16 protein-coding genes are annotated in these 22,290 nt (G+C 49.0%); 12 read left to right on the top strand and 4 right to left on the bottom strand.

Annotated elements, in window-relative coordinates; translation table 11 throughout:
- The first annotated feature begins 12 nt into the window (after positions 1-12).
- The 7 genes from pilW to der all read left to right on the top strand — a co-directional run bounded on the left by pilW (position 13) and on the right by der (position 7,775).
- Positions 13-801, top strand: a complete 789-nt coding sequence (gene pilW, locus Q1B47_RS08315) for a type IV pilus biogenesis/stability protein PilW (RefSeq protein WP_299791551.1) — start codon at positions 13-15, stop codon at positions 799-801.
- A complete protein-coding gene (locus tag Q1B47_RS08310; RefSeq protein ID WP_299791548.1) occupies positions 801-1,754 on the top strand; it encodes a RodZ domain-containing protein in 954 nt (317 codons plus the stop codon). Before pilW ends, Q1B47_RS08310 begins: the two co-directional genes overlap by 1 nt.
- Positions 1,755-1,849: 95 nt before the next feature.
- Complete coding sequence (gene ispG, locus Q1B47_RS08305) at positions 1,850-2,965, top strand: flavodoxin-dependent (E)-4-hydroxy-3-methylbut-2-enyl-diphosphate synthase (RefSeq protein WP_299791545.1); 1,116 nt, start codon at positions 1,850-1,852, stop codon at positions 2,963-2,965.
- 147 nt (positions 2,966-3,112) lie between these two features.
- Positions 3,113-4,387, top strand: a complete 1,275-nt coding sequence (gene hisS / locus Q1B47_RS08300) for a histidine--tRNA ligase (RefSeq protein ID WP_299791542.1) — start codon at positions 3,113-3,115, stop codon at positions 4,385-4,387.
- A 13-nt stretch (positions 4,388-4,400) separates the two neighbouring features.
- Positions 4,401-5,015 (top strand): tetratricopeptide repeat protein, encoded by a 615-nt coding sequence (locus Q1B47_RS08295; RefSeq protein ID WP_299791539.1) that lies wholly within the window; start codon positions 4,401-4,403, stop codon positions 5,013-5,015.
- A gap of 11 nt (positions 5,016-5,026) precedes the next feature.
- Positions 5,027-6,214, top strand: coding sequence for an outer membrane protein assembly factor BamB (gene bamB, locus Q1B47_RS08290; RefSeq protein ID WP_299791536.1), 1,188 nt, complete (start codon positions 5,027-5,029; stop codon positions 6,212-6,214).
- A 94-nt stretch (positions 6,215-6,308) separates the two neighbouring features.
- Positions 6,309-7,775 carry a ribosome biogenesis GTPase Der gene (gene der / locus Q1B47_RS08285; protein ID WP_299791533.1) on the top strand — a complete coding sequence of 489 codons (1,467 nt, stop codon included), beginning with the start codon at positions 6,309-6,311 and terminating at the stop codon, positions 7,773-7,775.
- Positions 7,776-7,898: 123 nt separating this feature from the next.
- On the opposite strand, the gene xseA is transcribed toward der, so the two are convergent.
- A complete protein-coding gene (xseA, locus tag Q1B47_RS08280; RefSeq protein WP_299791528.1) occupies positions 7,899-9,227 on the bottom strand; it encodes an exodeoxyribonuclease VII large subunit in 1,329 nt (442 codons plus the stop codon).
- Positions 9,228-9,348: 121 nt separating this feature from the next.
- On the opposite strand from xseA, the gene guaB reads away from it, so the two are divergent.
- From guaB to Q1B47_RS08265, 3 genes are all read left to right on the top strand, one after another.
- On the top strand, positions 9,349-10,821 hold the full coding sequence (gene guaB / locus Q1B47_RS08275; RefSeq protein WP_299791525.1) for an IMP dehydrogenase: 1,473 nt from the start codon (positions 9,349-9,351) through the stop codon (positions 10,819-10,821).
- 122 nt (positions 10,822-10,943) lie between these two features.
- Positions 10,944-12,521, top strand: a complete 1,578-nt coding sequence (gene guaA / locus Q1B47_RS08270) for a glutamine-hydrolyzing GMP synthase (protein WP_299791522.1) — start codon at positions 10,944-10,946, stop codon at positions 12,519-12,521.
- A 289-nt stretch (positions 12,522-12,810) separates the two neighbouring features.
- Positions 12,811-14,742: an acyltransferase family protein gene (locus tag Q1B47_RS08265; RefSeq protein ID WP_299791519.1), complete on the top strand. Its 1,932-nt coding sequence runs from the start codon at positions 12,811-12,813 to the stop codon at positions 14,740-14,742.
- Positions 14,743-14,818: 76 nt separating this feature from the next.
- Here Q1B47_RS08265 and Q1B47_RS08260 read toward each other — a convergent pair whose 3' ends face one another.
- Positions 14,819-15,718, bottom strand: a complete 900-nt coding sequence (locus Q1B47_RS08260) for a GGDEF domain-containing protein (RefSeq protein ID WP_299791516.1) — start codon at positions 15,716-15,718, stop codon at positions 14,819-14,821.
- 77 nt (positions 15,719-15,795) lie between these two features.
- On the opposite strand from Q1B47_RS08260, the gene tadA reads away from it, so the two are divergent.
- Positions 15,796-16,365, top strand: a complete 570-nt coding sequence (tadA, locus tag Q1B47_RS08255) for a tRNA adenosine(34) deaminase TadA (protein ID WP_299791513.1) — start codon at positions 15,796-15,798, stop codon at positions 16,363-16,365.
- Positions 16,366-16,415: 50 nt separating this feature from the next.
- Here the strand turns inward: tadA and Q1B47_RS08250 are convergent, their stop codons facing one another.
- Complete coding sequence (locus tag Q1B47_RS08250; RefSeq protein ID WP_299791510.1) at positions 16,416-16,553, bottom strand: hypothetical protein; 138 nt, start codon at positions 16,551-16,553, stop codon at positions 16,416-16,418.
- A 29-nt stretch (positions 16,554-16,582) separates the two neighbouring features.
- Entirely contained in the window at positions 16,583-18,028 is a 1,446-nt protein-coding gene (gene mltF / locus Q1B47_RS08245) for a membrane-bound lytic murein transglycosylase MltF (protein WP_299791507.1), read from the bottom strand.
- Between the two features lie 326 nt (positions 18,029-18,354).
- On the opposite strand from mltF, the gene purL reads away from it, so the two are divergent.
- Entirely contained in the window at positions 18,355-22,236 is a 3,882-nt protein-coding gene (gene purL, locus Q1B47_RS08240) for a phosphoribosylformylglycinamidine synthase (RefSeq protein WP_299791931.1), read from the top strand.
- Positions 22,237-22,290: the final 54 nt, after the last annotated feature.

The raw sequence follows: 22,290 nt of genomic DNA, 5'->3' as shown, positions 1-22,290 counted from the left end.
ATAGGCTTGCCAATGAAGCAAGGATTAACCCAAATTACAGTGCTCAGCCTATTCGCTATAGGCATGCTGAGCGGTTGTGTATCGGAACGTACCTATAGCGGCACCGATGTCCCCGTGCTCGAAAAGGAGTTTGACAGTGAGTCCGCTGCCAGACAGAGAGCACAGCTTGGTTTGACCTATCTACAAAAAGGCAATAGTCAGCAGGCAAAGTACAACTTGGATAAGGCGGTTGAATACGCGCCGGACCTCGAAGCCGTCCATGTGTCCATGGCTTACTATTACCAGACTGTTGGCGAGTTGGACAATGCCGAGGCATCCTATCGCAGGGCGATAAGAACCAGTGATGCCAGTGGCGACGCCATGAATAACTTTGGTGTGTTTCTCTGCCAACAGGGAAAGTATAAACAGTCTGAAGAGATGTTCCTGAAAGCCGTTAAGATGCCCAAATATACCCGTTCAGCATCGAGTTATGAGAACTTAGGTATCTGTAGCCGCAAAGCCGGCGATTTAGATAAGGCTAAAGAATATTTCGAGGTGGCATTGAAGTACGATCCCCGCAGGAGAGTGACTTTACTTGAATTAACAGAGATCGACGTTGAAACCGGCGATTATCTCAATGCACGCGCTCAACTGGTGCGTTATCATCGAGTCGTTGCTGAGTCCGCCGAGAGTTTGACGTTGGGAATAAAAATTGAGCAAGGCTTAAATGATCTAGATGCAGCCAGAAAATTTGGCATTTTACTTTTGGCTAAGTTTCCCGCATCCATTGAAGCTAAGCAGTATCGAGCTAGTATGCACTAATGACTAAAAAAGAGATCGATATGCTCAAGGATGAAGCAGACAATAATGTTGAAACAGATGCGTCCGAACGAGAGGAAACGCTCGGTTCACTTCTGAAGGCGGCCCGTGAAAAGCAGGGGGCCAGTATTGCCGATATCGCAGGACAGCTTCACCTACGCCCATGTATTGTACAAGATATTGAGGCGGATAATTTTGGTGAGATAGCCTCGGCAACCTATGTTAAAGGTTATGTGAAAAATTACGCCCGAATCGTGCAGGCCGATTCCGCCGCGATTCAGGCTTGCCTCGAAAGGCAGCTCCCCCAGGCCACAGCTCCGGAGATGCAGAGCTTTTCCCGTAAGACGAGCCGTCAGGCCCGCGATGGCCGATTGATGTTTGTCACCTACCTGATAGCCTTTATTCTGTTGGCTATGTTGGTGCTCTGGTGGGTACAGAAGTCAGATACCCTGTCGGGCATCGATCTCTCCAAGCCGACCGTAGAGGAGATGGCCGACTCTCAATCGACACAAGCCGATTATACGGAGCGGGACGTTATGGAGCGGGGTACTGAGCCGACTGTATCGGCTGTTGTGCCACAGACAGAGGCTTCGACAGCAGCTCTGCTCGATATCGGTGCCGGGCAGGAGGAGCGAGTTGAACACAGTGACACTGTCGAAGCTGTCGCTGTAACTGAGACTAACAGTGATATCGAAGAGGCTGAAGCCGGGCTGTCGGCATTGAGTCTGGATCTCAGCGGTGACTGCTGGATTAATATTAAAGATGCCAAGGGCGATACCCTGGTAAACGACCTGAAACGTGCCGGCAGTCAGCTGAATGTCTCCGGTGTTGAGCCCTTTAAGCTCACCTTAGGGGCTCCTCAGGCTGTCAGCATAGAACTGAATGGCAAGAAAGTTAATCTGAGTGAGTTTCCAAGCGGACGCGTAGCAAGATTGACTTTACCTGAGGCCCGTTAGCATTAGCCGACAAGCTGAAAAAGATATAGTGCTGTGGTTTGAGTCCGGCGATTGACTGATAACAGCATCGAATAGACATTTATAGAGTAAACAAGATGTACAACGAAACCCCAATCAAAAGACGAGCCTCCACCCGTATCTATGTTGGCGATGTGCCTATCGGAGACGGTGCCCCTATTGCGGTTCAGTCGATGACCAATACTCTCACCACAGATGTCGATGCAACGGTTGCTCAAATTCGCGCATTGGAAAATGTCGGTGCGGATATTGTCAGGGTATCGGTACCTACGATGGATGCCGCTGAAGCGTTTAAAGTGATTAAACAGCAGACGAATATTCCTTTGATTGCAGATATCCATTTCGATTACCGTATCGCGCTTAAAGTTGCTGAGTATGGTGTCGATTGTCTGCGTATCAACCCGGGGAATATCGGTAATGAATCACGTATCAAGAGCGTGGTTGATTGTGCCCGGGATAAGAATATCCCTATTCGGATTGGCATCAATGGCGGATCTTTAGAAAAAGATCTGATGGATAAATACAAGGAGCCGACGCCTGAAGCACTGCTGGAATCAGCCATGCGTCATGTGGATATCCTGGATAGATTGAACTTCGATCAGTTCAAGGTCAGTGTAAAGGCATCGGATGTCTTCCTGGCGGTTGAATCCTATCGCCTGCTCGCTAAGCAGATCGTGCAGCCTCTACACTTAGGGATCACCGAGGCGGGCGGTGCACGCTCAGGTTCAGTAAAATCAGCCGTGGGTTTGGGGATGTTGTTAGCCGAGGGGATCGGAGATACCTTGCGCGTCTCGCTGGCCGCCGACCCCGTCGAGGAGATCAAGGTTGGTTTCGATATATTGAAGTCACTGCGGATCCGTTCTCGTGGCATTAACTTTATCGCTTGTCCGTCCTGCTCCCGCCAGGAGTTTGATGTGATAAGTACCGTTAATGAACTCGAGCGCCGTTTAGAGGATATCGTAACGCCGATGGATGTCTCTATTATCGGTTGTGTCGTTAATGGACCCGGTGAGGCACTGGTCTCCGATATCGGTCTTACCGGTGGCAACCGCAAGAGTGGCTATTACGACGAAGGCGTCAGGCAGAAAGAGCGTTTCGATAACGATAACATTGTCGACTCTCTCGAGGCCAAGATCAGGGCCAAAGCAGCCATTATCAATGGGCGAATTCCTGCTCAAGATTTAAATAAGTAATTCATGCAAAATATGAGGCTGCCGGTGAACTACCGGCATGGCCTCTTATTGTGTTAGTTATCAGTTTTACGTTTAGTAATGAAGCGCCAGGGTATATACTGCGGGGCGCTTTTAATTTTTATAGCTAATTTCGGACGAGTCTTTATCGTGGCAAAACAGATCCAAGCGATTCGCGGAATGAATGACATTCTGCCTACCCAAAGCCCTCTATGGCAAAAACTGGAAACCGTATTGAGAGAAACAGTCAGTGCTTACGGTTACAGTGAAATCCGTACTCCAATCGTAGAGAGTACAGACCTTTTCAAGCGTTCAATCGGTGAAGTAACTGATATCGTTGAAAAAGAGATGTATACCTTCGATGACAGGAATGGTGACAGCTTAACATTGCGTCCCGAAGGCACCGCTTCGACTGTACGTGCCGGCAATGAACATGGTTTGCTGTATAACCAGGAGCAACGTCTCTGGTATATGGGCCCTATGTTCAGACATGAGCGTCCGCAGAAGGGGCGCTATCGTCAATTCAACCAGTTTGGTGTAGAGGTCTATGGTATTGGCACGGCCGATGTCGATGCTGAGATCCTGATGATGTCTGCCCGCCTGTGGGAGAAGCTGGGGATCAGCGAGCATGTGACTCTGGAACTGAATACGCTGGGCGACCCGGCAGAGCGTGCGGCTTATCGTGAAGCACTTATCGCTTATCTTGAGCAGTTTAAAGAGCAGCTCGACGAAGAGAGCCAGCGACGCATGTATACCAATCCGCTGCGCGTTCTCGATACGAAGAACCCTGAGGTACAGGCTCTGCTGACCGATGCACCGGAGTTGATGGACTATCTTGGTGAGGAGACTCGTGCACATTTTTCACATTTATGTGAACTCTTAGACGCCGTTGGCATCCAATACGTGATTAATCCACGCTTGGTTCGTGGTTTAGATTACTATAATCGTACCGTTTTTGAGTGGGTAACCTCGAGCCTTGGCGCTCAGGGAACCGTACTGGCCGGCGGTCGTTACGATGGCTTGGTTGAGCAGTTGGGTGGGAAGAACACTCCTGCTGTTGGCTTTGCCATGGGGCTCGAGCGTATTGTATTGATGCTGGAGACACTCGAATTAACCAAGGATATCCCGGCAACTGTCGATGTTTATGTGACAGCGATGGGGGATGCGAGCAAGATTGAAGCGATTAAAATTGCCCAGTCACTAAGAAGTGAAATGCCTCATCTGAGGGTGATGAGCCATTGTGGTGGTGGAAACTTCAAGAAGCAGATGAAGCGCGCCGATAAGAGCGGTGCTCAGGTGGCACTGGTGATTGGTGAGGATGAACTTGCAAATAACCAGGTTGCCGTTAAGTACCTGCGCGTTAAAAAAGAACAGGAATTAGTTGCCCGTGATGCTTTGGCAACTTATATTGCAGAACTGATTTAAAGAGGAAGATGACGTGGAAATTTATAGCACAGAAGAACAACAAGTAGATGCTATCAAACAGTTCTGGAAAGATTATGGCACCTCCATAGTCGTTGGTGCTGTGGTAGGTCTGGGTGGCCTATTTGGCTGGAACTACTATTCAGACTATAAAGTAGCAAAATCTGAGTCGGCTTCAGAAGCTTTTCAGGCCATGAGTGCCTCTTCTGACAGCACCATGCTGAGTGCGGCGGAAAACTTCGCCAAAGACCACAGTCAGGAAGGCTATCAATCACTGTTATCACTGATCGTTGCCAAGGCGGCAGTCGAGTCAGGTGATCTGGAGAAAGCCGAGGCATCACTGAAAAGTGTCATCGCTTCTGCGCCTGACGCCAGCCTGGTTATGGTTGCCACCATGCGTTTAGCCCGTGTTCAAGCCGAGCAAGGTCAGGTCGCTACGGCCATCACAACTCTGGAGCAGGTGTCTGATCCTGCATTTATCGCACAAAGAGAGGAGCTGAAAGGTGACTTCCTTGTTCGTAAGGGTGAAGCCGAAAAAGCCAAAGCCGCTTATCAAGCCGCAGTAGATAATGGCGGAGCTGCAACAAGCCCCGCTTTACAGATGAAGCTAGATAACCTGAACAAGGCATAAGGAAGCTGTCCATGAAGTCTTGGTGCAAAACATTGCTCGCATGTGGATTGAGTCTGGGTCTGTTATCGGCCTGCTCATCCAGTGACGTAGAAGAGGAGCCGGTGAGTCCGCTGCCAGAGCTCGAGGCAACGGTTTTCCCTGAGGTAAGCTGGAGCGCAACCGTTGGCAATGGCGTGGGCGATTACTACTCGCAACTTCGTCCGACCGTACGCTATGACAAGTTATATGTTGCCGACAGATATGGTCAAGTCACCGCGTTCGATGAACAGTCCGGTGAAAAGGTTTGGAGTCAGGATTTCAGTTCTGCATTTAAGGACAATATTCTTGCTAAGAACAAGGGGGCTAAATTAGCCGCCGGTGTGACAGCGGCCCGAAACAAAGTCTTTATCGGTGGTGAGAGTGGCATATTTGGTGCCCTCGATGCCGAAACGGGTGAGACCCTCTGGTCTGTTATAGCCAGTGGTGAGCTGTTGTCGGCCCCCTCGGTCGGTGAGGATCTTGTGGTGGTCAACACCAGCTCGGGGACACTCGAAGCCTTTGATGTAGAAGATGGTGAAAAGAAGTGGAGCTACGAGTCTAAGCTGCCAAACCTGACACTACGTGGTACAGGTTCGGCGACCTATGAGTCAGGTGGTTTCTTCGTCGGTACGGCTGACGGCAAGATTGCGGTTGTCGTTAAAAATAATGGCCAGGCTGCATGGGAACAAGCGATCTATACGCCTAAGGGAGGTAACGAGTTTACCAGAATGGCCGATGTCGACATGAAGCCATTGATCATAGGTGAGAACCTCTATGCCGTGAGTTTCAACGGTAATCTGGTCTCTATGGAAGTGAGAACGGGTCGTGTGGTATGGACTCGTAAATACTCGAGCTTTCATGAACTCGCTAATTCAGGTGTGAGCCTGTTCCTTGTCGATGATCATAGTCGTATATACTCGGTCGATAGACGAAATGGTTTGGAAAGCTGGAGTAATACAGAGCTGACTAACCGTAACTTAACATCGGCTGCTGTATTTAAAGATTATATTGTTGTCGGAGACTTCGAAGGTTACCTACACTTTATCAATAAGAGTACCGGTACCTTAGCAGGGCGTATTCAGATCGATAGTTCAGGTTTGTTTAGCCAGCCGCTGGTCGAAGGTGATAATATCTATGTTCAGACTCGTGGTGGAAAAGTTGCTAGAATAACGCTTCCGTAAGCTTTAGCTGAATAGATTTTTAGCCCCCGGAAGTCTGTTTCGGGGGCTTTTTAGTTATTAATGTTTTAAGAATTTGTAGATTAGAGGCAAAAAAATGATTCCAGTTGTGGCCCTTGTTGGCCGACCTAATGTGGGTAAGTCGACCCTGTTTAATCGTCTGACCCGCACTAGAGATGCTTTGGTGGCCGACTTTCCTGGGCTGACTCGGGATCGTAAATATGGTCGCGCCTACCTCTCCGGTTATGAGTTTATCGTTGTCGATACCGGTGGTATCGATGGTACGGAAGAGGGGATTGAAACCCACATGGCAGAACAATCACTTGCAGCGATTGAAGAAGCCGACGTGGTGCTATTCCTGACAGATGCCAGAGCGGGTTTGACGGCGGCCGATCAGGCGATTTCCGAGCATCTGCGTCGTCGCGAAAAGACCACTTTTGTCGTTGCTAACAAGGTCGACGGTATCGACGCAGATTCGGCTTGCGCCGAATTCTGGGCCTTAGGTCTTGGTGAAGTTTATCAGATGGCCGCCGCGCAAGGGCGTGGTGTGACCAATATGATCGAGTATGCATTGGCGCCCTATGCCGAGGCTCTGGGTCTTAACCGTGATGGTGAAGGCGATGAGAATGAGCAGGAACGCGAGTATACCGAAGAGGAAGCGGAAGCGGAGCAGAAGCGTCTGCAGGATCTGCCTATCAAGTTGGCGATTATCGGTAAGCCTAATGTAGGTAAGTCTACGCTGACTAACCGTATCTTAGGTGAAGAGCGCGTGGTTGTTTACGATGAACCGGGAACCACCCGAGACAGTATCTATATCCCGATGGAGCGGGAGGGGCGTGAGTACGTTCTTATCGATACCGCGGGTGTGCGTCGACGCAGCAAGGTACATGAGACGGTTGAGAAGTTTTCGGTCATTAAGACGCTGAAAGCGGTTGAAGACAGTAACGTCGTATTATTGATCATCGATGCCCGTGAAGGTATCGCAGAGCAAGATCTGGGTCTGCTGGGCTTTGCCCTTAATGCCGGTCGTGCACTGGTTATTGCCGTCAACAAATGGGATGGTATCGATCAGGATATTAAAGATAGAGTGAAGAGCGAGCTGGACCGCCGTCTGGGCTTCATAGATTTTGCCCGCATTCACTTTATCTCGGCCCTTCACGGTACAGGTGTCGGACATCTCTATGAGTCTGTTCAGGAAGCTTACGACAGTGCTACCCGTCGCGTCAGTACCTCTATGCTGACCCGTATCATGCAGATGGCGCAGGACGATCATCAGCCTCCGATGGTGAATGGTCGCCGTGTTAAGCTTAAATATGCTCATGCAGGTGGCTATAATCCGCCGATCGTCGTGATCCATGGTAATCAGGTCAAGAAGCTGCCGGATTCCTATAAGCGCTTCATGATGAACTACTATCGCCGTTCGCTTAAGGTGATGGGGACGCCGATTCAGGTTCGTTTCCAGGATGGTGGTAACCCGTTTGAGGGGATGAACACCAAGAAGCTGACCGTGAGTCAGGAGCGTCGTCGCAAGCGCATGATGAGTCATATTAAAGATAAGAAGTAGGGTTAAGGTTTCAGAACCCTGCACCTGATTCATTGGAGGCCAGCTAATTCATGTTAGCTGGCCTTTTTGTTACCCTTGCCTGATATTTGACGATTTGAAAGTCCAGTTGTAAACGGGCCGACCTCAGATCACTCTGGACTTAAGCTCACCTTCGAGTAACTTAGTGGTTATGGTATCGCCGCTGTGAACGTCTTGCGCATTTAGCAGAACCTTGCCGCTCTCATCCTGGGTGATGCTGTAGCCGCGGCTCAGGGTTGCCAGTGGGCTGACGGTTTCCAGTTGATGGGCACTGTTCTTAAGGCTCATCTCGACATCGTGGAGTTTACCCTTAATGCCATCATTTAACCGGGCGCTGAGATAGTCGAGCCGCTTCGACTCTAAGGTTAACCTATGTCGGGGAGACTGTTGGTTAAGCCTGTGATCTAAATTCTGCTGCATCAGGGCCGAACGATTCAATTTGTCGTTAATGGCTGCGTTGAGGCGTATCTGCATCTCATCGAAACTCTGCTGAAACTGCTCCAGTTTGCGTTTCGGATCTTGCCTGTGAAGCCGGTTTTCGAGCGCCTGGGCGCGTTGCTCGGTTTTTAACTGGTAATGTTGCCAGCCCTGCTTAAGCCGGGCGATGAAGCCTGCCAATCTCTCGGCCCTGCTTTCAGCGTCCTGAGAGAGGAGCTCCGCACCGGCCGATGGTGTCGGGGCTCTCACGTCGGCAACATAGTCACTGATGGTGGTATCGACCTCGTGACCGACGGCACTGACGACGGGCAGGGCACTGTTATAGATCTCATGGGCAAGCTCCTCATTGTTGAAACACCAGAGATCTTCAAGTGAGCCGCCCCCCCGGGTCAGCAAAAGCACATCTACCTCCAGCCTGGCGTTGGCCAGCTGAATGGCTCTGCAGATGTTGTCCGCTGCCGTATCCCCCTGAACCTGTGTCGGATAGATGACGACCTCTATGCTCGAGTCGCGCCGTGCCAGCACATGGAGGACATCTTTAATTGCAGCCCCCGTTGCTGAGGTGATAACCCCAATTTTTTGAATCTTGCTCGGCAGTGGACGTTTGGTGTCTGCCGCAAACAGGCCTTCGGCCGCTAACTTCATCTTAAGCGCTTCATATTGCTGCGCTAATAGCCCGTCCCCTGCGGGAAGCATAGACTCGATAATGAGTTGATAATCGCCTCTGGGTTCATAGACGCTTATCGAGCCTTTCACCAGAACCTGTTGCCCGTTGGCGGGCTTAAAGGTAACGGTTCGGTTCTTGCCCTTGAACATGGCGCAGCGGATCTGGGCAAAATTATCCTTAAGTGTCAGATACCAATGCCCGGAGCCGGGAGCGGCGAAGTTTGATATCTCGGCGTTGAGCCAGATTCTCCCCAGCTCACCTTCGAGTAGTTGGCGCACTTCGCCATTGAGGCGGGATACAGTGTAAACGTTATTTTTTGGCATTTTCATACTAATTTGGCAGCTAAAAGCACTTTTTTACCATTTTCCATTTACCAGTGTGAATATGCAAGGTATAATCCCGCCGCAATATTTCACCACCAATCCAACCTATATGGGGAGATGTTGCTAAATGCTACGTTTAAAGAAAGATGCGCTTACCTTTGATGATGTGTTACTCGTTCCTGCACATTCGACTGTACTCCCTAATACTGCCGTTCTCAAAACTCGTCTGACCACTAAAATAGAACTGAATACCCCAATTGTCTCTGCGGCCATGGATACCGTGACCGAAGGACGCCTGGCGATCGCTATCGCACAGGAAGGTGGTTTAGGCTTTATTCATAAGAATATGACGATTGAGCAACAGGCCGAAGAAGTTCGTAAAGTTAAAAGCTATGAAGCGGGTATCGTTCAAAAGCCTGTAACTGTTACGCCTACAACGACACTTGCCGACCTTAAAGTGTTAACCCTGAAGAACGGTTTTGCCGGTTACCCGGTTGTCAACGAAGCCCATGAACTTGTCGGTATCATAACCGGCCGTGATGTTCGTTTCGTGACAGACTGGAGCCTTACCGTCGATGAGGTGATGACACCTAAAGAGCGTCTGGTTACTGTGCCTGAAGGAACTAAGTTAGATGAAGTTCAGACACTTATGCATTCTCACCGTGTTGAGAAGGTGCTCGTTGTCGATGGTGAATTTAAGCTTAAGGGTCTGATCACCGTTAAGGATTTCCAAAAAGCGGAACGTAAACCCAACGCATGTAAAGATGAGTTAGGTCGCCTGCGTGTCGGTGCTGCCGTTGGTGCCGGTGCCGGTAACGAAGAGCGTGTCGATGCCCTCGTTGAGGCGGGTGTAGACGTGCTGCTTATCGATTCATCTCATGGTCACTCGGAAGGCGTTTTACAGCGTATTCGTGATACCCGTGCTAAATACCCTGAATTACAAATTGTTGGCGGAAACGTAGCGACGGCAGAAGGTGCACTAGCACTGGTTGAGGCCGGCGTTAACGGTGTTAAGGTGGGTATCGGCCCTGGCTCTATCTGTACCACCCGTATCGTTACCGGTGTAGGTGTACCACAGATCACTGCTGTCTCGGATGCAGCCGAAGCCGTCAGACACCTGGATATTCCGGTTATTGCCGATGGTGGAATACGTTTCTCCGGTGATCTTGCTAAGGCGTTAGCTGCCGGTGCATCTTGCATCATGGCGGGTTCAATGTTTGCCGGTACCGATGAAGCGCCTGGTGAAACTGAGCTCTACAACGGTCGTGCATACAAGTCTTATCGCGGTATGGGCTCGTTAGGTGCCATGACTCAGACTCAAGGCTCATCTGATCGTTACTTCCAGAGCGATAATGCTGCAGACAAACTAGTTCCCGAAGGGATCGAAGGTCGTGTGGCATACAAGGGTAAGCTAAAAGAGATCATTCACCAGCACATGGGCGGTCTGCGTTCATGTATGGGGCTGACCGGTTGTGCAACCATCAAAGACCTGAATGAGAAGGCTGAGTTTGTAAAGATCACCTCTGCAGGTATGGGTGAGTCGCATGTTCACGACGTGACCATCAGTAAAGAAGCGCCGAACTACAGCCCAGGTTCATAAAGTAGTGATAATGGGCGACAATTTGTCGCCCACTCTTTATCCTTTTTTATGCCAGTCTCAGGGGTTTTATCTGAACCTGAGATTGATACCAACAAATTAGATAGAAAAATTAAGGTTTCCCCATGAGCAACATTCATGAGCATAAGATACTGATCCTGGATTTCGGATCTCAGTATACTCAGTTAATCGCCCGTCGTATCCGTGAAATCGGTGTTTATTGTGAGTTGTGGGCTTGGGATGTTTCCGAAGCACAAATAAAAGAGTTCGCCCCTAACGGTATCATCCTGGCCGGTGGGCCTGAAAGCGTAACTGCCGACGAATCGCCCCGTGCACCTGAATACGTTTTCAATGCCGGTGTCCCGGTATTGGGGATCTGTTACGGCATGCAGACCATGTCTGAGCAGCTCGGTGGTAAGGTGATCCAGGGGATCGGTGAAGGTGAGTTTGGCTACGCTCAGGTTGAAATCCAGGCGCCAACAGAGCTATTTAAGAGCATCGAAGATGCTATCAGCGATGCTGGTAAGCCGCTTCTTGATGTTTGGATGAGCCATGGTGATAAGGTTTCTGAAATTCCTGAAGGTTTCGTTACCGTAGCTAACACCGAAACATGTCCCTACGCGGCAATGGCCAATGAGGATAAGAAGTTCTATGGCGTACAGTTCCACCCGGAAGTGACCCACACCCGTCAGGGTAAACGTATGCTGGAGCATTTTGCTCTTGATATCTGTCAGTGTGAAGCTAACTGGAAACCGACATCAATCATCGAAGATGCCGTTGAGCGCTTGAAGAAGCAGATCGGTGACGATGAAGTGATTCTCGGCCTCTCCGGCGGTGTAGATTCATCGGTTGTGGCTATGCTGTTACACCGAGCCATCGGTGACAAGCTGACCTGTGTATTTGTCGATAACGGCCTGCTTCGTCTCAACGAAGCTAAGCAGGTGATGGAGATGTTCGGCGATCATTTCGGACTCAATATCGTTCATGTGAACGCCGAAGAGCGTTTCCTTGAGGCGATGAAGGGCGAGGCCGATCCTGAGGCTAAGCGTAAGATCATCGGTCATGTCTTCGTTGAGATCTTCGATGAAGAATCTAAGAAGTGCAAGAATGCCAAGTGGTTGGGTCAAGGTACTATCTACCCGGATGTGATCGAATCTGCCGGTAGTGCGACAGGTAAGGCCCATGTTATCAAGTCACATCACAATGTGGGTGGCTTGCCCGACGATATGGAGCTGGGTCTTGTTGAGCCGCTTCGTGAGCTGTTTAAAGATGAGGTGCGCAAAGTCGGTCTGGAGCTAGGCCTGCCGTACGACATGCTTTATCGTCATCCATTCCCTGGCCCTGGACTGGGTGTTCGTGTCCTCGGTGAAGTGAAGAAGGAGTACTGTGATCTATTGCGCTTGGCCGATGCCATCTTCATCGAAGAGCTGCACAAAGCCGACCTATACCATAAAGTCAGCCAGGCATTTACAGTCTTCCTGCCGGTGCGCTCTGTAGGCGTTATGGGCGATGGCCGTAAATATGACTGGGTGGTTTCACTGCGTGCAGTTGAAACTATCGACTTTATGACGGCGCACTGGGCACAGCTACCTTATGACTTCCTGGGTCGTGTATCTAACAGAATCATTAACGAAATTGATGGCATCTCTCGCGTTGTCTATGATATCTCGGGTAAGCCACCTGCGACTATCGAGTGGGAATAATTAATTTCTAAGTGGTTATAAAGGGCTGGCGTATCTGATACGCCAGCCCTTTTTTTGTCAATAAATCAGATTTTTATCACTGGAAGTTAGCCATCTCAATCCTGCTTCATCCTGCACAGATTGCCGATATACCGTGTTGGTGAGTTCGCAAAGCTTCAAAACCTCTCATATACTTAAAGCTATTTCGTTCGTAAATTTGTTGAATAAGTATCATTCAAACCAATTGAGTAAGGGGAGAACTATAAGCAATAAACTAAATATACATCAATAAATTAGGGGAGGGCAGAGTATGGTATATCGTCCGGAAATTGATGGCTTACGAGCCTTAGCTGTTGTACCTGTCATTCTGTTTCATGCCGGTATCCATAGTTTCAGTGGCGGCTTTGTCGGTGTAGATGTCTTTTTTGTGATAAGTGGCTACCTAATCACCTGTATCATACTTACCGAGCTGGAGGAGGGAAAGTTCAGCATAGTTAATTTCTATGAACGCAGGGCCAGAAGGATCCTGCCTGTACTCTTCTTTGTGATGCTTGCTTGTTTCCCCTTTGCCTGGCTCTATCTGATGCCGGTCGATATGAAAGATTTTATTCAGAGTTTACTAGCCGTATCTACTTTCTCATCGAATATTCTGTTTTGGCTCGAGAGTGACTATTTCGATACCGCAGCTGAGTTGAAGCCTCTGTTACACACCTGGAGCCTGGCTGTTGAGGAGCAATATTATATCTTCTTCCCACTTTTTCTGATGTTTAGCTGGCACTTGGGCAAACGTTGGATTTTAATGGCATTGGCCGTGGTATTTTTGCTCAGTTTAGCACTGGCACAGTGGGGCGCGTATCACTCACCAACGGCTGCTTTTTACCTGCTACCAACCCGAGGATGGGAGCTGTTAATAGGTGTCTTTGCGGCATTTTTCCTTAACCGTAAAGTGCCCATTGTAACTCACTCACGGCTCAATGAGTTTTTAAGTCTTTCCGGGTTAGGCTTAATCTGTTTTGCCACCTTTTATTTTGATGAAACAGCCCCCTTTCCGGGAGTCTATGCTCTGGTACCTACTATAGGTACGGTGCTTATCATCATGTTTGCTCAAAAAGGTACTCTGGTTAACCGTATTCTCAGTCTTAAACTCTTCGTGGGGATCGGTTTGATAAGTTACAGTGCTTATCTCTGGCATCAACCGATTTTTGCGTTTGTTAAGTACCGAAGTTTTACCGAACCGTCGGCTCAGTTGATGTTGGGCCTGTGTCTGGTCATTTTGGTACTGGCTTATCTGAGCTGGCGGTTTGTGGAGAAACCATTCAGAGATAAAAAGGTATATAACAGGCAATTTATTTTTACTTCATCGACGGTGATGACGCTGGCGTTTATAAGCACTGCGGGCGTTCTAAATATGAACGACGGTTTTAAATCCAGGGATCTCTATAGAGATTTGATGATTGGTGGGTATCAGCCTGATAACAGGGAGTTGGGGGCAAACAGTTGGAGCTATTTAAGAGAGATAAGCGGGGATGACAAATACGGCGTAGAGCTGAATGAATTTGATCGGACCCAATGGTTTGACGAATCTGACAAGAGAGTGCGCTTGTTGTTGGTTGGTAATTCTCACTCTAAAGATATGTTTAATGTGCTAAGCAGTAGTAAACAAACTTTAAATCAGTTTCAGCTTGCACGTTTTGGAGCCGAGATCGCCAATATTGATTATGAGTTTTTTAACTCTCCAAATTATCGTCTGGCCGATGTGATCATGTTTGTATCTCAATATAAACCAGCCGATCTTGATGTGTTTGACAAAGTGATAGAGCGAACCATATCTGATGGAAAGAAAACGGCGCTTGTGAAAAATATCTATGAATTTGAGGAGTTTGGTCACAGAACGTATGCAGATTTCCTATTTAGTTTACTGCTTCAGAATGAAGGGGCTGAAAATATCTCAGATAGCGATATCCATCAAATTAATCAGAAACATTTTGAGCAGTTCCGCTATCGCGATCCCGGTCAGTTCAGGAAGCAGATAAATAGTGGAATAGATGATATTGGTCGTAAATATGAACAGGTTTTACTGTTGGATCGTATGGATTATGTGTGCGATAAACCTAAAGAGGTCTGCTACGCCATCACAGATGATTATCAAAAACTATTTTATGATTATGGTCACCATACGGTTGAGGGGGCGAAGTTCTTCGGTTCACGTATCGATAGTGTCAACTGGTTAATGGCGTTATAGCTGAGCTAAATATCTGGAAATAGTACAGCACTTGTCAGATGCAGTCATATTGAGGCCGAGACTTGCTGACAACTTGCTATTTCGCCATCTGTACATAATCTCTACCCGCCGCCTTCGCCTGATACAGGGCAATATCGGCATGCTTTATCTCCTCGAATAGCGAGAAATCCTCACAGGAACAGGTGCTGACACCTATGCTGACGGTGATCTTCATGGGGGTGCCTTCATAGCTGAAGGGGTGGTGGCCTATCTGATATTTGACAGACAATGCCAGCTCTAATGCCTCCTGTTTCGAGCCGGTCATCGAGTAGATAAGAAATTCCTCTCCCCCCCAACGGGCAATGACACAGCTCTTGAGTCTCTGCTGCAATATGCCTGAAATGTCACAGAGTAACTTATCTCCGGCATCATGGCCTAAGGCGTCATTAACATGTTTGAAATGATCCAGATCCATTATCATGGTGCAGTGTGTCTCACCCGATTTTTCGGGCTCAAGATGTGTCTCTTCGCCGTTTCCGCCATACTCTTTAATTGCGGTTATCGCCGCACGTCGGTTGAGTAATCCGGTTAATGGATCGCTGGTCGCCAGTTTCATCAGGTATTTGAACTGTTCCTGATGATGTCTTGTCCATAATGTGACTCCCACAAGGACACTGATCAAGCCGGCTGTTTCAAACAGATCTTCAATAAGCTCAAGTGGTGCCTGACTCAAATCATAGAAGTCATCTAATAAGTTGAGCAGGTTTCCCAGGTAGAGTGCGCTGCCACCCGCTAAAAGCGGGGTGTAGATCTGCCGTTGGTCACCGGTCGATTCGATTAAGAAAAGCAGACATAAACAGATAATGACCCTGATTCCCTCCATAGCCGACTCGATACTGAGCGGGTCATCAACCAGCGACGAATTTCGGGTGATCATCAAAGTCAGCATCAATGAGAAGGCAAGTATTAAAAACTGTTTGCTATACCGGGTTAGCATCTGACCGCCATTTAGCGAATATCTGTTATGAGTATAGTTAGGATTTATTCGAACGATTGAACAGCTATCAGGGTATAATGAAATATAAGGAATTTTTTGGAGATCTAAGCTTGACCCAATTAGATAGAGATGTTCATTTTATGACACTCGCCATGCAGCAAGCCTGTAAGGCCGAGGCGAGGGGAGAGGTGCCTGTGGGCGCCGTTCTGGTCAAAGATGATAAGGTGGTAGCGGTTGGCTCTAATGACAGCATTAGTCAGCATGATCCCAGTGCTCATGCCGAAATGCAGTGTCTGCGCCAGGCCGGTAAACTCGTTGAGAATTATCGCCTGCTCGATACCACCCTCTACGTGACGCTCGAGCCCTGCGCCATGTGCGCCGGGGCCATGGTTCACTCACGCGTCACCCGGCTGGTCTACGGTGCTAAAGATGAAAAAACCGGAGCGGCCGGCTCGGTTATTGACCTGGTCAGGCACCCTAAATTTAATCACCAGTTGGATGTCAGTCATGGTGTATTGGAGCAGGAGTGCAGTGAACAGTTGAGGGCGTTTTTCAGGCGGCGGCGCAAGGAGAAGAAAGAGCTCAAAAAGGAGTTGAAGCGGTTAGAGGCATTGAAAGCCGACGGCAACGACTCTGCTGTCGGCTAGTCTCTTATCTATATGCTTGAGGGACTGTACCCCTCAAGTTATTTTTGGTTTCATTGGCCCTCGGATGCCGGATTTACCGGCTGAATAAAGACGAAGAACTGCTTCTGCCTGTTCATGGTACGCAGGTGACGTGATTTTAACTGTGTTCTGCGTCTTCCGGACATATGTTTTATTTTTGCTTTTCTCATTCTACCTCCTTATCTGCAACACAAAGCCGCTATTGAGGCTGTACTGCCGAAACCTCTTCTTGAGGTTTTCCTTCTGTGCTCAGGTCGACAATCTGTGTTTCTGCAGTGTTTTTTTCACTTTCCATAAGTTGCCTCTGGTTGTCTACCCAGACCAGAGTGTCATAGTAACGACGAATACTGTCGACATAATGAACGGCCTCGTTGCCACGGGCATAGCCGTAGCGGGTACGCTGATAGTATTTACGTTTCTGAAGCAAGGGTAGCACCTCTTTCAGATCCCGCCATGCGCTGGGATTGAGTCCCATCGACTGCGCCAGCTTACGGGCATCCTCCACATGGCCATACCCTATGTTGTAGGAGGCTAAGGCAAACCACATTCGCTGGTTGTCCGGAATAGACTCCGGTAGCCGGTTAAGAATGTCATTGAGATACTTGGCTCCGCCTTTAATACTCTGCTCCGGGTCCAGTCTATTCTGAATACCAACCTGCTTTGCCGTAGGTAGAGTGAGCATCATTAACCCTCGAACACCGGTAGGTGAGCGGGCATTTGGGTTCCAGTGAGACTCCTGATAGGCCGTTGCGGCAAGTTTTCGCCAATCGATACCATCGGCATATTTTTGAAATCGCTCTTTGTATTTAGGTAACTTGTTATCTATGGCGCGTAAAAATGCCCGTGTATCGACATAATCGAAGCGTTTAACATGAGCGAAATATTTTTCATTCAGGTGTGCCAGGGTGCCCGAGCGCTTCTCATAGTGCCAGAAAGTGAGTAGATCGCTCATGAGTTGATCGCTGTTATGAGGCGGCAGTAACCAGACTACTGCCTGCTTCTCTTTCAGTGTGAGGCCGGCCCTGAGCTCCGGAAGATAGCGCCGGTTAATTTCAAATGTGGTTGAATCGGCTATGGTATAGGTGATCTCCCCGCGGGCAATCATGGCCATCAACTCTTCACTATCTTTCTCCTTCTCCTGCTCCCAGATTAACTCAGGATAGAGCTTTTGTAGCTGAGACAGGGTCTCTACAAAAGATGAGTCTTTGATAACCGTGATGTTATCTTCCAGCGACGAGATATCTTTAGGTACCGGGGTTCCCTGTTTATAGACCAGAACCTGATTGACCCTATAGAGAGGCGGGCCTAAGCGAAATTTCTCCCGCCGACTCGGCGTATCGGCAAGGCCTGCGGCAAGCAGATCGACCTCGCCACTCTCCAGAGCCTGATAAAGCTCGCCGATATTGGAGTAGGGCTTCATCTTAAGAGCTAAATTAAGATACTTAGCGAATCGACTCGCCATCTCAAAGTCGAACCCGGCTTCTCCCTGTCCTGTGGTAACAAATATCTGCGCCCCATACAGGGTGCCCACATTGAGGGTTGTTTTCTTAACGGGCTGTGGGGTCACTTCTGTTTGTTCCACACTCACCTCCCGGCAGGAAGCCAGTAAGGTCAAAGCGAGTAAGACAAACAGCAATTTTTTCATCGTGGATATTAGTGACCCGTCATTAAATTTAGTGATTTTTATCGAGCAAGCCGGCGATTATATCATAATCAGTGCCAAGTGAAAAAAAACTCCATTTTTAGCACTGTTAGAGTGATTTAAGGTGATTTATTGTGAAATAATCTTTACTAATTATGGTCCATTTTTTAGTTTAAGCCCCAATTGACTCAACATTTTTATAATGAGCTTTTTTGATTAACAGGAAACACTGTTTTCGACAGCGACTACGGATGATTTGTCGCGTACATTTCCCTATAATAGCGCCAGTTCTGACCCTGCAATAATAATATATAAGGTGAAATGACGTGATGGAGATCATCCGCGGAGCCCCTGCACTTTCGGCGTTTAGAGTACAGAAGCTGATGCAAGCTTGTGAATCGGCAGCACTACCGGTGCGCCAAATCTATGCCGAGTTTATCCACTTAGCCGATTTGAAAGAGTCACTAGACGAGAAAGAAACTCAACAGCTTGAAAAAATCCTGACCTACGGCCCTGCTATCGAAGCACATAAGCCAGAAGGTAAACTCCATTTTGTCACACCCCGCCCCGGTACAATCTCCCCCTGGTCATCAAAAGCAACAGATATCGCACATAACTGCGGCCTGGAAAAGGTTAAGCGTTTAGAGCGAGGTATGGCTTATTATGTCGTGGCCGATGAGTTAAGCGCCGAGCAATCAAAAGTGCTTAATGGTCTGCTACATGACCGTATGGTTGAGGTTATCTTACCTGGCTTTAATGAGGCTGATGTGCTATTTGCTCGTACTGAGCCGGCAAAATTCGGTAGTGTTAATGTGCTTGATGAAGGTCGCCTCGCACTCGAGGAGGCTAACATCAAGTTAGGCTTGGCACTGGCCGACGATGAGATCGATTATCTGGTCGATAACTTCAAACGATTAGGCCGTAACCCTAACGATGTCGAGTTGATGATGTTTGCCCAAGCAAACTCCGAGCATTGTCGTCATAAGATTTTTAATGCCGATTGGACCATCGATGGCGAAGTTCAGCCAAAGTCTCTGTTCAAAATGATTAAGAATACCTATGAATCGACCCCTGAAAATGTACTGTCGGCATATAAAGATAATGCCGCTGTGATGACAGGCTCAACTGCGGGGAGATTCTTCCCTAAGCAAGATGGTGTTTATGGTTATCATACCGAACCTATGCACGTACTGATGAAGGTTGAGACCCACAACCACCCAACGGCTATCAGCCCCTATCCGGGTGCTGCTACCGGCTCCGGTGGTGAGATTCGTGATGAGGGTGCAACGGGCCGTGGCTCTAAGCCAAAGGCGGGACTGACCGGCTTCAGTGTATCGAACCTTAAGATTCCCGGTTTTGTTCAGCCCTGGGAAGCCGACTATGGTAAACCCGACCGCATCGTCACTGCTTTGGATATCATGACCGAAGGTCCGCTGGGTGGCGCAGCCTTTAACAATGAATTTGGTCGTCCGGCGCTTGTGGGTTATTTCCGTACCTATGAACAGAAAGTCAACAGCCACAATGGCGTCGAAGTCCGGGGTTATCACAAGCCTATTATGCTGGCTGGTGGCTTAGGTAATATTCGTGAAGAGCATGTGCAGAAAGGCGAGATCACCGTTGGCGCTAAGCTGATCGTACTGGGTGGTCCTGCGATGAACATTGGTTTAGGCGGCGGTGCTGCTTCATCGATGACATCGGGTCAGTCCAGTGAAGATCTGGATTTTGCCTCTGTTCAGCGTGAAAATCCGGAGATGGAGCGTCGTTGTCAGGAGGTGATCGACCGCTGCTGGCAGATGGGGGCTGAAAACCCAATTCAGTTTATCCACGACGTGGGAGCGGGCGGACTGTCAAATGCCTTCCCTGAGCTTGTTGATGATGGCGAGCGAGGTGGCAAGTTTGAGTTGCGCAGAGTGCCTTCCGATGAGCCGGGCATGAGCCCTCTGGAGATCTGGTGTAACGAGTCTCAAGAGCGTTATGTGATGTCTGTCGCGCCTGAAAATTTAGAGATATTCACTGCGATCTGTCAGCGTGAACGCGCTCCATTTGCCGTAGTGGGTATCGCCACCGAAGAGAAAGAACTGATTCTTAGTGATGAGCACTTTGAAAATCACCCTATCGACCTGCCGCTAGAGGTGCTACTGGGTAAGGCGCCTAAGATGAGCCGTGACGTAGTCAGCGCCAAGGCCGATTCCCCGGCGCTGGATCAGAGTGTTATTGAGGTTAGGGAAGCGGCGCATCGTATCTTGCGTTTGCCGACTGTAGCCGAGAAAACATTCCTTATTACTATCGGTGACAGAACGGTAACCGGTCTGGTAAATCGTGACCAGATGGTTGGCCCATGGCAGGTACCGGTTGCAGATTGTGCAGTGACCGCGTCAAGCTATGATTCATACACGGGTGAAGCTATGTCTATGGGTGAGCGTACTCCGCTTGCGTTGCTGGATTTTGGCGCATCTGCACGTATGGCGGTTGCCGAGTCGATCATGAATATCGCCGGTAGCGATATCGGTTCATTCAAACGTATTAAGCTGTCCGCTAACTGGATGTCACCGGCGGGTCACCCGGGTGAGGATGCCGGTCTCTATGAGGCGGTTAAAGCCATCGGTGAAGAGTTATGCCCTGAGCTGTCACTGACAATTCCTGTCGGTAAAGATTCTATGTCTATGAAGACGGCATGGGAAGATAACGGTGAACAGAAGAGCGTCACCTCGCCTATGTCACTGGTTATCACCGCCTTTGGTGTGGTGCAGGATGTTCGCAATACAGTGACGCCTGAACTTAGAAGCGACAAGGGTGAAACAGAGCTGCTGCTCCTCGATTTAGGCCTTGGACAAACCCGTCTTGGTGGCTCCTGTTTAGCACAGGTCTATAGTGAGCTGGGCGATGTTGCGCCGGATCTCGATAATGCTGCTACCCTGAAAGGTTTCTTCGAAGTTATTCAGCCACTGGTGGCCGATAAGTCCATTATCGCTTACCACGACAGAAGTGACGGCGGTCTCTATACCACATTGGTAGAGATGGCATTTGCGGGTCACACCGGACTGGATATCGATATCAGCGCGTTGAATGGTAATGACGTTGAGCGCTTGTTTAACGAAGAGCTCGGTGCCGTCATTCAGGTTCGCAGCGATGATGTCGCCGCTATCAGTGCTAAGTTTGCCGCTGCGGGTGTACCTTGCCATAAGGTGGCTACGCTCACCGATGCAGACCAAATTGTTATTCGTGACGGCGAGCGTGAAGTACTGACCGAGTCTCGCACTTCGCTGCGTACTATTTGGGCCGAAACCACCTACCGCATGCAAGCGCTGCGTGATAACCCTGAATGTGCCAAAGAGGAGTTTGAGCTTAAGCAAGATGCGAACGAGTCAGGCCTGACTGTCGATCTGAGTTTCGACCCAAGCGAAGATGTTGCAGCACCTTATATTCTTAAGGGGGCGGCACCTAAGATGGCTATCCTGCGAGAGCAGGGAGTTAACTCACATATCGAAATGGCTGCTGCATTTGACCGGGCCGGATTTGAATCTCGCGATGTCCATATGAGTGACATCTTAAGCGGCCGTATCAGCCTTGAAGATTTTCAGGGGCTGGTGGCTTGTGGTGGTTTCTCTTACGGTGACGTATTGGGCGCAGGTGAGGGGTGGGCTAAGTCTATTCTTTTCAATCAGCGTGCCCGTGAGCAGTTCAGTGGTTTCTTCGAGCGCAGTGATAGCTTCTCGCTCGGTGTGTGTAATGGCTGTCAGATGCTCTCTAATCTTAAAGATATCATTCCTGGCACCGAGTTGTGGCCACACTTTGTACGTAACCGCTCTGAACGTTTCGAAGCCCGTTTCAGCTTAGTCGAAGTGCAAAAGAGTCCGTCCCTGTTCTTTGAAGGGATGGCCGGTTCACGTATGCCTATCGCCGTTTCTCATGGTGAAGGACGTGCCGAGTTTGCATCGCCCGAGGCATTAGCCGCGGCTGAAGCATCAGGTACAGTGGCACTGCGCTATGTTGACGGAAATGGTCAGATAGCGACTCAGTATCCGCAAAATCCGAACGGTTCTCCTAATGCAATTACCGCATTAAGTTCAACCGATGGACGAGTGACAATTATGATGCCGCATCCTGAGCGTGTATTCAGAACTGTTGCTAATTCGTGGCACCCTGATGAGTGGGGAGAAGATAGCCCTTGGATGAGAATGTTCAGAAACGTGCGAGCGAGTATCGGCTAACATCATCTGGCAATAGCACTTATTTTTTAGCTCTACGGGAAGATCTCCATAGTG

The organism is uncultured Shewanella sp., assembly GCF_947501225.1.
In the GTDB taxonomy this organism is placed as follows: Bacteria; Pseudomonadota; Gammaproteobacteria; order Enterobacterales; family Shewanellaceae; genus Shewanella.
Note: the sequence above shows the minus strand (reverse complement) of the source record. Positions and strands in the feature narration are given on the sequence as shown.

Excerpts from the sequence above, each read along its gene's own strand:
- pilW (WP_299791551.1), top strand. The coding sequence starts at position 13 with ATGAAGCAAGGATTAACCCAAATTACAGTGCTCAGCCTATTCGCTATA.
- Q1B47_RS08310 (WP_299791548.1), top strand. The coding sequence starts at position 801 with ATGACTAAAAAAGAGATCGATATGCTCAAGGATGAAGCAGACAATAAT.
- ispG (WP_299791545.1), top strand. The coding sequence starts at position 1,850 with ATGTACAACGAAACCCCAATCAAAAGACGAGCCTCCACCCGTATCTAT.
- bamB (WP_299791536.1), top strand. The coding sequence starts at position 5,027 with ATGAAGTCTTGGTGCAAAACATTGCTCGCATGTGGATTGAGTCTGGGT.
- der (WP_299791533.1), top strand. The coding sequence starts at position 6,309 with ATGATTCCAGTTGTGGCCCTTGTTGGCCGACCTAATGTGGGTAAGTCG.
- xseA (WP_299791528.1), bottom strand. The coding sequence starts at position 9,227 with ATGAAAATGCCAAAAAATAACGTTTACACTGTATCCCGCCTCAATGGC.
- guaB (WP_299791525.1), top strand. The coding sequence starts at position 9,349 with ATGCTACGTTTAAAGAAAGATGCGCTTACCTTTGATGATGTGTTACTC.
- guaA (WP_299791522.1), top strand. The coding sequence starts at position 10,944 with ATGAGCAACATTCATGAGCATAAGATACTGATCCTGGATTTCGGATCT.
- Q1B47_RS08265 (WP_299791519.1), top strand. The coding sequence starts at position 12,811 with ATGGTATATCGTCCGGAAATTGATGGCTTACGAGCCTTAGCTGTTGTA.
- Q1B47_RS08260 (WP_299791516.1), bottom strand. The coding sequence starts at position 15,718 with ATGCTAACCCGGTATAGCAAACAGTTTTTAATACTTGCCTTCTCATTG.
- tadA (WP_299791513.1), top strand. The coding sequence starts at position 15,796 with ATGAAATATAAGGAATTTTTTGGAGATCTAAGCTTGACCCAATTAGAT.
- Q1B47_RS08250 (WP_299791510.1), bottom strand. The coding sequence starts at position 16,553 with ATGAGAAAAGCAAAAATAAAACATATGTCCGGAAGACGCAGAACACAG.
- mltF (WP_299791507.1), bottom strand. The coding sequence starts at position 18,028 with ATGAAAAAATTGCTGTTTGTCTTACTCGCTTTGACCTTACTGGCTTCC.
- purL (WP_299791931.1), top strand. The coding sequence starts at position 18,355 with ATGGAGATCATCCGCGGAGCCCCTGCACTTTCGGCGTTTAGAGTACAG.